This window comes from Actinoalloteichus spitiensis RMV-1378, from assembly GCF_000239155.1.
Classification (GTDB): Bacteria; Actinomycetota; Actinomycetes; order Mycobacteriales; family Pseudonocardiaceae; genus Actinoalloteichus_B; species Actinoalloteichus_B spitiensis.
This window is the reverse complement of the sequence record NZ_AGVX02000574.1, coordinates 1-2,635: the sequence shown is the minus strand read 5'-3', so window position 1 is coordinate 2,635 and position 2,635 is coordinate 1. Positions and strand designations below refer to the sequence as shown.

The following is a 2,635-nucleotide window of genomic DNA, read 5'->3' as shown; positions in this document are numbered from 1 at the left end:
CCGCCGGTCGGTGAGGTCGGCGGCCGCGAGCAGCACGGCGAGCCAACCGAGGGCGAGCGGGACGGGTACCCACCACCAGGGCAGGTCGCCGCTGGCCAGCCGGACCAGGGCGGTCGCCCACAGCGCGGCGAGCGCGAGCTCGCACCACGGTGGCGGCACCCGGCTCCCCCGGGGCGGGCGGAGCAGGAGGCGCCGGCCGAGGGCGGCGGCCCCGCCGCCCAGGGCCGCCCCCAGCGGGAGGTAGACGGCGAGGAGCACCATCGGCGCAGCCTCGCCGGTCCCCTCGCCGACGGCTATCCCACGACGGGTGGATTCCTCAGCGATTCCAGGTGAACAGGGCCGCCCCGCTCTCGACGGTGCGCGGCACGACGAGGTCGGAGAGGTCCTCCGCCGTCGCGTCCAGGGCGATCACCGGGCAGGTCGGCGAGTAGCCGGCCTCCCGGACCGCGTCGGGTTTCCACTCGACGACCGGCTGCCCGGCCCGGACCTTCTCGCCCTTGACCACCCGCAGGGTGAAGCCCTCTCCCCGCAGCTTCACCGTGTCGATGCCCAGGTGCACCAGGACGCCCACGCCGTCGTCACCGGCGATGACGAACGCGTGCGGGTGCAGGGTGGCGACGGTGCCGCCGATCGGGGCGCTCACCTCGGTGGACTCGGGGTGGGGCTCGATGGCCACCCCCGGCCCCACCATCGCTCCGGCGAAGACCGGATCGGGGACGGCGGAGAGTGGCACGACCTCCCCGGCTAGGGGAGCGGCCACCTGGAGCGTCACAGCAGGTCCTCGATGTCGCTGGCGATGGTGTCGGCGTCCGGGCCGACGACGATCTGGACCGCGTCGCCGGCGCGGAGGACGCCGTGCACCCCGAGCGCGCGCAGCGCGGGCTCGTCGATCAGGGCCGCGTCCCGCACCTCGCACCGCAGTCGGGTGATGCAGGGTTCGATCTCCACCACGTTGTCCGCGCCGCCGATCGCCGTGAGGATCGCGCTCGCCTTGTCCTGGGACACCTGTTGCCTCCTCGTGCCAGTGCCTGCCGTCAGGAGATCATGCGGGCCGCCTGATCGCCATGACGACCCGTAACGGACCAATCACTTTGGTGGTTGACACCCGATCACGGTGAGAGGATTCTCACTCCACCGAGTGGTCTGGACCAGACGGTAGCAAGCCGGCACGACCGGAGATCCGTCACTCATCTGGGTGAGTCGGTGGCCGGGATCCCCGCGAGGGTCAAGGCTCGGCGCAAGGTCCGGCACGACCGTGTGGAAGGTAGGGACCGTGGGAGGTAGGGGATGAGCACCACGTCCGACACCCGAACCGCTGACTTCCGAACGAAGGCGTTCGGCGTCGCCCAGCGGCTGGGACGCAGCCTGATGCTGCCGATCGCGGTGCTGCCGGCGGCGGCACTGCTGGCGCGGCTGGGTTATCAGGACGGCTCGGGGCAGGGCCAGGGTGAGCTGGTCGCCGCGATACCGGGGGAGTTCTTCGACCGGGTGGCCGCCGTCATGGGCGCGGCCGGGAACTCGCTGTTCGACTACCTTCCCCTGCTGTTCGCGCTGGGGGTGGCCATCGGTTTCGCGAAGAAATCAGACGGCTCCACCGCGCTCTCCGCCGTCGTGGGCTACCTGGTCCTGCACAACGTGCTCTGGGCCCTGCTGGACCCCGAGCTCACCGAGGGCAAGAGCTTCAACAACGGGCCGTACGGCGTGCTCGGCGGCATCGTCTCCGGCCTGATCGCGGCCGGGCTCTGGCAACGCTTCCACCGCATCAAACTGCCGACCTACCTGGCCTTCTTCGGGGGCCGCAGGTTCGTCCCCATCATCACGGCCTTCACCATGGTGCTGGTCGGCGTGCTGATGGCGCTGATCTTCACCGGGTTCAACGCGGGTCTGACCTGGGTGGGCGAGGCCGTCGCCGGGTCCACGGTGGTGGGCGCCGGCGCCTACGGGGTGCTGAACCGGTTCCTGCTCCCGTTCGGCCTGCACCACATCGGCAACTCCTTCGTGTGGTTCATCTTCGGTGACTACGAGGGCACCTCCGGCGACCTGAACAGGTTCTTCGCCGGCGACCCGAGCGCCGGGACGTTCATGTCCGGCTTCTTCCCGATCTTCATGTTCGCGCTGCCGGCGGCGGCACTGGCGATCTACCACACCGCGCGGGCCTCCCAGCGCAAACTGGTGGGCGGTCTGATGCTCTCGGCCGCGCTCGCCTCCTTCCTCACCGGCGTCACCGAGCCGCTGGAGTACGCCTTCGTCTTCGTCGCCTGGCCGCTGCTGGTGGTGCACGCGCTGCTCACCGGCCTGTCGATGGCCGTCACCAACGCGCTCGGCGTGCACCACGGCTTCGGGTTCTCCGCCGGTGCCATCGACTACGTGCTCAACTGGGGCATCGCCACCCAACCCTGGCTGATCATCCCGATCGGGCTGGCGTTCGCCGTCGTCTACTACCTCGTATTCCGCTGGGTCATCACGCGGTGGAACCTCGCGACGCCGGGCCGGGAGCGCGACGAGGAGCCGGAGGCCGCGACGGCGTCACCTCCCGACGAGGGCGAACGACCGAAGCCGCTGCCCGAGGGGGTGACCGGCGGCGACGGGGCGAGCGCGCCGTCCACCGCCACGACGGCGCAGGGCGAGACCGGCC

The 2,635-nt window shown here is 71.1% G+C and carries 3 protein-coding genes and 1 pseudogene; 1 reads left to right on the top strand and 3 read right to left on the bottom strand.

The window, feature by feature from the left end; all coding sequences use genetic code 11:
* The 3 genes and pseudogenes from ACTIDRAF_RS0221955 to ACTIDRAF_RS0221945 form a co-directional block, all read right to left on the bottom strand.
* A pseudogene (locus ACTIDRAF_RS0221955) lies at window positions 1-261 on the bottom strand (prepilin peptidase); the annotation flags it as partial.
* A gap of 55 nt (window positions 262-316) precedes the next feature.
* Window positions 317-772, bottom strand: a complete 456-nt coding sequence (locus tag ACTIDRAF_RS0221950) for a PTS sugar transporter subunit IIA (protein WP_016700859.1) — start codon at window positions 770-772, stop codon at window positions 317-319.
* A complete protein-coding gene (locus ACTIDRAF_RS0221945) occupies window positions 769-1,005 on the bottom strand; it encodes a PTS sugar transporter subunit IIB (RefSeq protein ID WP_016700858.1) in 237 nt (78 codons plus the stop codon). The genes ACTIDRAF_RS0221950 and ACTIDRAF_RS0221945 overlap by 4 nt, the downstream gene beginning before the upstream one ends.
* 282 nt (window positions 1,006-1,287) lie before the next feature.
* Here ACTIDRAF_RS0221945 and ACTIDRAF_RS30480 point away from each other — a divergent pair.
* Window positions 1,288-2,635: PTS transporter subunit EIIC (locus ACTIDRAF_RS30480; RefSeq protein ID WP_016700857.1), on the top strand; the 1,348-nt coding region annotated here is incomplete at its 3' end.